Source organism: Paraburkholderia sp. XV (genome assembly GCF_020177535.1).
Taxonomy (GTDB): Bacteria; Pseudomonadota; Gammaproteobacteria; order Burkholderiales; family Burkholderiaceae; genus Paraburkholderia; species Paraburkholderia caribensis.
The window spans coordinates 21,525-27,524 of the sequence record NZ_JAGUUD010000109.1 but is presented as its reverse complement, the minus strand read 5'-3'; the positions used below and the strand labels follow the sequence as shown (position 1 = coordinate 27,524).

5 protein-coding genes are annotated in these 6,000 nt (G+C 62.8%); 2 read left to right on the top strand and 3 right to left on the bottom strand.

Annotation, left to right across the window (positions count from 1 at the left end; genetic code table 11):
• Positions 1-143: 143 nt before the first annotated feature.
• Both KFO72_RS33705 and KFO72_RS33700 read right to left on the bottom strand, forming a co-directional pair.
• Positions 144-674: a chromate transporter gene (locus tag KFO72_RS33705; protein ID WP_225033910.1), complete on the bottom strand. Its 531-nt coding sequence runs from the start codon at positions 672-674 to the stop codon at positions 144-146.
• Positions 671-1,279, bottom strand: a complete 609-nt coding sequence (locus KFO72_RS33700; protein WP_225033909.1) for a chromate transporter — start codon at positions 1,277-1,279, stop codon at positions 671-673. The genes KFO72_RS33705 and KFO72_RS33700 overlap by 4 nt, the downstream gene beginning before the upstream one ends.
• A gap of 98 nt (positions 1,280-1,377) precedes the next feature.
• On the opposite strand from KFO72_RS33700, the gene KFO72_RS33695 reads away from it, so the two are divergent.
• Positions 1,378-2,295, top strand: a complete 918-nt coding sequence (locus KFO72_RS33695) for a transcriptional regulator GcvA (protein ID WP_054933493.1) — start codon at positions 1,378-1,380, stop codon at positions 2,293-2,295.
• Positions 2,296-2,376: 81 nt separating this feature from the next.
• On the opposite strand, the gene KFO72_RS33690 is transcribed toward KFO72_RS33695, so the two are convergent.
• On the bottom strand, positions 2,377-3,120 hold the full coding sequence (locus tag KFO72_RS33690; protein ID WP_007733054.1) for a TIGR00730 family Rossman fold protein: 744 nt from the start codon (positions 3,118-3,120) through the stop codon (positions 2,377-2,379).
• Position 3,121: 1 nt separating this feature from the next.
• Here KFO72_RS33690 and polA point away from each other — a divergent pair, with 1 nt between their 5' ends.
• Positions 3,122-5,863, top strand: a complete 2,742-nt coding sequence (polA, locus tag KFO72_RS33685; protein WP_225033908.1) for a DNA polymerase I — start codon at positions 3,122-3,124, stop codon at positions 5,861-5,863.
• The last annotated feature ends 137 nt before the right edge of the window (positions 5,864-6,000 follow it).

Below are 6,000 nucleotides of genomic sequence, written 5' to 3'. Positions count from 1 at the left end.
AGGTGCCGCCCCGCACAGGGGCGACGCTTGAAGCGAGCTAACGAATCGCGGATGCGAGCGAAAAGCCAAAGCAAACCACCCCGCGTCGCAGACAACCCAAAGCAACCCAAAGCAACCCAAAGCAGGTGGAGCCCACATTCACCTCACACGTACGCCAACCCGACAAGCCCCACAACCGCCCCGCCTCCGAGCAACCACAATGGGTGAATGCGCGTCTTAAACGCGAGCCCTGCGCATGCGCCCGTGATACCCCATGCAAGCCACGACGTATCCGACGACTTCGCGATCAGCAGCGCACTCGCCGCGACCAGCCCCGCCGTCACGGGCACCAGCCCTTTCTGCGCGACGCGCCGCCACGGCCGGTCCTTGAAGCGATTCCACGCGTGCATCGCGAGAATCGTCACGATGGACGACGGTCCGAACTTCGCCAGCGATGTCACCAACATTCCCGCCCAGCCCGCCACATGCCAGCCGACCAGCGTCACGACCATCATGTTGGGACCAGGCGCGGCCTGCGCAAGCGCGAACAGCGCGCTGAACTCGCTGGCGGGCATCCAGTGATGCACTTCGACGACCTGCCGCTGCATCTCCGGCAGGATCGTGTTGCCGCCGCCGAAAGCGAGCAGCGATAGCTGGCTGAAGATGACGGCAAGGGCGATCAGCGTTTCCATCATTTCGACACCTCGTTCGGCTGTGAGGACCCGGCAGCCGCTTCGGCTTTCGCCACGCGCGACGCGAGGAAAATGCTGAGCGGCGTCAGCACGAGCATCGTCGGCAGCAGCGGGAAGCGCAGCAGCGCAATCGCGATGAAGCCGAGCGCGGCGATCGCCGCGGCGCGCAAGTCGTGCCGCAGCGGCATCAGGATCTTGACGGCCATCGCGACCAGCAATCCCGCGGCGGCAGCCGCCAGCCCGGCGAACAGATGCTTGATGCGCGGATCGTTCTGCGTGTGCTCGTAAAGCACGCCCAGCGCGATCACCACCAGCGACGGCCCGGCGATCAGACCGAGAATGCCCGCCAGCGCGCCGGGCAAGCCCCGAAAGCGCATGCCGAGCGCCACCGACAGATTGATCACGTTGCCACCCGGCAGGAATTGGCACAGGCCCAGCAGATCGGTGAATTCGGCGGCCGTCAGCCAGCGGTGCTGGTCGACGATGGTCCGCCGCGCGAGCGGCAGCGCGCCGCCGAACGACGTCAGGCCGAGGCCCAGAAAGCCCATGAAGATTTCGCGCGTGGTCGGAGCGGGCGCGTGCTCCGGCGCGTCGGGGTGCTGATCCATGACGTTCACTATCCAGTACAAGCCGTGAAGGTTAACGCCGTTTGCCGATCGCTCAAAACGATTTCTAGGGCAAGCTCTTGTGATCTAGAATCACAAGGATGAACCGCAAGCTTCCCCCTTTTCCGGCGCTGCGCGCCTTCGAGGCCGCTGCCCGGCGCAACAGCTTCACGGCAGCCGCCGACGAACTCCATGTGACGCACGGTGCAATCAGCCGCCAGGTGGCCGCGCTCGAGGCGTGGGTCGGCGTGCAGGTCTTTCATCGCAACGGCAAGCGCGTGCGGCTGACGGAAGACGGCCGGCGCTATCTGTCGAAGGTGCAGGATGCGTTCGACAGCATTGCCGCCGCGACCGACCAGTTGCGCGACACGGGCGTCGTGCATGTGCTGCGCGTGAACGCGCTGCCCACCTTCGCAATGAAGTGGCTGTTGCCGCGTCTGTCGCAGTTTCAGCGGATGGCGCCGAACGTCGAGTTGCGGCTCGCGACATCGAACCAACCCGTTGAGACGCTCGACAGTTTCGACGTCGCCGTGCGGCGCGGACCCGCGCACTGGCCGAATTGCGCGAGCGGCCAGTTTCTCGACGAAAGTGAAATTCCCGTGTGCAGTCCCGCGCTGCTGAAACGCCTGCCCATCCATACCGCCGACGACCTCGCACGTCACGTGCTGCTGCATTCGGATACGCGGCCGGACGCGTGGCATCACTGGCTGCAGGCGGCGGGCGTCAAGGCGAAGTGCCGCAAGAAACAGTCATTCGACCATTTCTATCTGGCCTTGCAGGCGGCTGTCGATGGACTGGGCGTCGCGCTCGGACCGCTGCCGCTGCTCGATGACGAACTCGCGTCAGGCCGGCTGGTGACGCCGCTGGAAGCGCCGCGCATCGATGCACGCGGCTACTGGTGGGTCGCGCGGCGCGAGGTGGCGAACGCGCCGCTCGTCGAGCAGTTCTGCCGGTGGCTCGAAGCGCAGGCGAAGGAAACGAAGCAAGACGACGCACAAGAAAAAACGCGCGGCAAGTAGCCGCGCGTCGCGACGCGATGGCGCGTATCGCGAACGCGGCTTCTAACCAGCACGTATCCGCGAGGCGATTGCTTCAGAAGATCACAGATAGAACATCCGGTCTTCGTCCGACTTCGGCTGCTGTTCGGGCTGTTCTTCACGCTCTTCGTAGAACGCGAGCACCGCTTCGAGCACCTGGTCGGGATCGTCGATCACCTGCATCAGGTTCATGTCGCCAGGATTGATGAGGCCCATCGGCACCAGTTGCGATTCGAACCAGCCCAGCAGTCCCTTCCAGAACTCCGCGCCGACCAGAATGATGGGCACGTGCCGCGACTTCTTGGTTTGAATCAGCGTGAGCACTTCGGCCAGTTCGTCGAGCGTGCCGAAGCCGCCCGGCATCACGATGACGGCATCCGAGTTCTTCACGAACGTGACCTTGCGCGTGAAGAAGTGGCGGAAGCGCAGCGAGATGTCCTGCCACTGGTTGCCCGACTGCTCATGCGGCAACTCGATGTTCAGGCCGACGGACGGTGCCTTGCCCGCATGCGCGCCCTTGTTGGCCGCTTCCATGATGCCCGGGCCGCCGCCGGAGATGACGGCGAAGCCCGCATCGGACAGTTTGCGCGCGATCTGCGTGGCCAGTTTGTAGTACGGCGAGTTCGGTTTCAGACGCGCCGAACCATAGATGCTCACGGCCGGGCGGATCTCCGAGAGGTACTCGGTCGCCTCGATAAACTCTGCCATAATCGTGAACATCTGCCACGATGCGCGGGCCTTCTTGGCTGTTGCGCGCTCTTGATCTGCGAGCGATCGCAGACTCGGAATCACTTTTCTCTTAGTCATAATGCCTGAAGAACAGAACCTGGAAGGTAAGACCCTGCTATTGGTTGACGGTTCGAGTTATCTATACCGGGCCTACCATGCGATGCCTGATTTGCGCGGTCCCGACGGTGCACCGACAGGTGCGCTCTACGGGATGATCAACATGCTGCGCCGTATGCGCAAGGAGGTTACGGCAGAGTATAGCGCGTGCGTGTTCGATGCCAAAGGCAAGACGTTTCGCGACGACTGGTATCCGCAATACAAGGCCAACCGTCCGTCGATGCCGGAAGATCTGTCGAAGCAGATCGAACCGATTCACGTCGCCGTGCGCTCGCTCGGCTGGCCGCTCCTGATGATCGAAGGCGTCGAGGCCGACGACGTGATCGGCACGCTCGCGAAGCGCGCCGAGGCGCGCGGCATGAACGTGATCGTATCCACTGGGGACAAGGATCTGGCGCAGCTCGTGACGGATCATGTCACCCTCATCAATACGATGACGAACGAGAAGCTCGACCGCGAAGGCGTCGTGGGCAAGTTCGGCGTACCGCCCGAGCGCATCGTCGACTACCTGTCGCTGATCGGCGATACCGTCGACAACGTACCGGGCGTCGAGAAATGCGGCCCGAAAACCGCGATCAAATGGCTCACGCAATTTGAAACCCTTGATGGCATCGTCGCACACGCGGATGAAATCAAAGGTGCGGTAGGAGACAATCTGCGACGCGCGCTCGATTTCCTGCCGATGGCACGAAAGCTCGTCACCGTCGAGACGGATTGCGACCTGACGAAACAGATTACCTCGTTCGAAGAGACGCTCGCTACGCGCCCCGAGTCGCGCGAAGAACTGCGCGACGTGTTCACGCGCAGCGGCTTCAAGACGTGGCTGCGCGAAGTGGAAATTGCCGATGCCGTCGAAGGGCCCGAGACGGATGTGCCGCCCGCGCCGACCGTCGACGGCGAGCACGAGTACGACACCGTGCAGACGTGGGAGCAATTCGACGCGTGGCTCGCCAAGATCGACGCGGCCGACATTACTTCGTTCGATACCGAAACCACGTCGCTCGATCCGATGACGGCGCAGATCGTCGGCATCTCGATCGCGGTCGAAGCAGGCAAGGCGGCGTACATTCCGCTCGCGCATCGCGGGCCCGACGCGCCCGTCCAGTTGTCGCGCGACGAAGTGCTCGCAAAGCTCAAGCCCTGGCTCGAAAGTAAGGACAAGAAGAAGGTTGGCCAGCATCTGAAGTACGACGAGCAGGTGCTCGCGAACTACGGCATCGTCATGGACGGCATCGAGCATGACACGCTGCTGCAGTCGTACGTGCTCGAATCGCATCGTCCGCATGACATGGACAACCTCGCGCTGCGTCACCTCGGACTGAAGACGATCAAGTATGAAGACGTCGCGGGCAAGGGTGCATCGCAGATCGGCTTCGACGAGGTCGCGCTCGACAAGGCCGCCGAATACGCGGCCGAAGATGCCGACATCACGTTGCGTCTGCATCAGACGCTGTATCCGCAGGTCGCCGCGGAAGCGCAACTCGATCACGTGTACCGCGACATCGAAGTGCCGACGTCTCGCGTGCTGCGCAAGATGGAGCGCAACGGCGTGTTGATCGATGCGGAAAAGCTGCGCGTGCAAAGCAACGAGATCGCCACGCGTCTGGTCGAACTCGAAAAACAGGCGTACGAATTCGCTGGCGGCGAATTCAATCTCGGCTCGCCGAAGCAGATCGGCCAGATCTTCTTCGAGAAGCTCGAATTGCCCGTCATCAAGAAGACGCCGAGCGGCGCGCCGTCCACCGACGAAGAAGTACTGCAAAAGCTCGCGGAAGACTATCCGCTGCCGAAGGTCCTGCTCGAACATCGCGGGCTGTCGAAGCTCAAGTCGACGTACACCGACAAGCTGCCGCGCATGGTCAACGCCACCACGGGCCGCGTGCACACGAACTATGCGCAGGCGGTTGCCGTGACGGGCCGCCTTGCATCGAACGATCCCAATCTGCAGAACATTCCCGTGCGCACGGGTGAAGGCCGCCGCATCCGCGAAGCCTTCATTGCGCCGCCGGGACACAAGCTGGTGTCGGCGGACTACTCGCAGATCGAACTGCGCATCATGGCGCATATCTCAGGCGACGAAGCGCTGCTGCGCGCGTTCAAACAGGGCGAGGACATTCACCGCGCCACGGCCGCCGAAGTATTCAGCGTGACGCCGCTCGAAGTGTCGAACGATCAGCGGCGTATCGCGAAGGTCATCAACTTCGGCCTGATCTACGGCATGAGCTCCTTCGGCCTCGCGTCGAATCTCGGCATCACACGCGATGCAGCGAAGCTTTATATCGACCGCTATTTCGCGCGTTATCCGGGGGTCGCCGCCTACATGGAGAACACGCGGACGAGCGCGAAGATGAAGGGCTACGTCGAAACCGTGTTCGGCCGCCGTCTGTGGCTGCCCGAGATCAACGGCGGCAACGGCCCGCGCCGTCAGGCGGCGGAGCGCGCCGCGATCAATGCGCCGATGCAGGGCACGGCCGCCGACCTGATCAAGATGTCGATGATCGCGGTGCAGAACTGGATCGAGGCATCGGGCATCCGCACGCGCATGATCATGCAGGTGCACGACGAACTGATCCTCGAAGTGCCGGACGACGAACTATCCGACGTACGTAAGCGCTTGCCGGAACTGATGTGCGGCGTCGCGCAACTGAAGGTGCCGCTGGTCGCCGAAGTGGGCGCGGGCGCGAACTGGGAGGAGGCGCACTGAGCGCATATCGAGGCCTGGAATCGCGCGCTGACATGTCAGTCATGCTTTTCATGCCACACTGACACAGCATTGTTGCCTCTTCAGGTCAATGGGATAACGTCGCTCGCATGTCACAGTTATGTTTTGACAGGCTTGTG

Coding starts and splice junctions, on each gene's coding strand:
- KFO72_RS33705 (WP_225033910.1), bottom strand. CDS start 674: ATGATGGAAACGCTGATCGCCCTTGCCGTCATCTTCAGCCAGCTATCG.
- KFO72_RS33700 (WP_225033909.1), bottom strand. CDS start 1,279: ATGGATCAGCACCCCGACGCGCCGGAGCACGCGCCCGCTCCGACCACG.
- KFO72_RS33695 (WP_054933493.1), top strand. CDS start 1,378: ATGAACCGCAAGCTTCCCCCTTTTCCGGCGCTGCGCGCCTTCGAGGCC.
- KFO72_RS33690 (WP_007733054.1), bottom strand. CDS start 3,120: ATGACTAAGAGAAAAGTGATTCCGAGTCTGCGATCGCTCGCAGATCAA.
- polA (WP_225033908.1), top strand. CDS start 3,122: ATGCCTGAAGAACAGAACCTGGAAGGTAAGACCCTGCTATTGGTTGAC.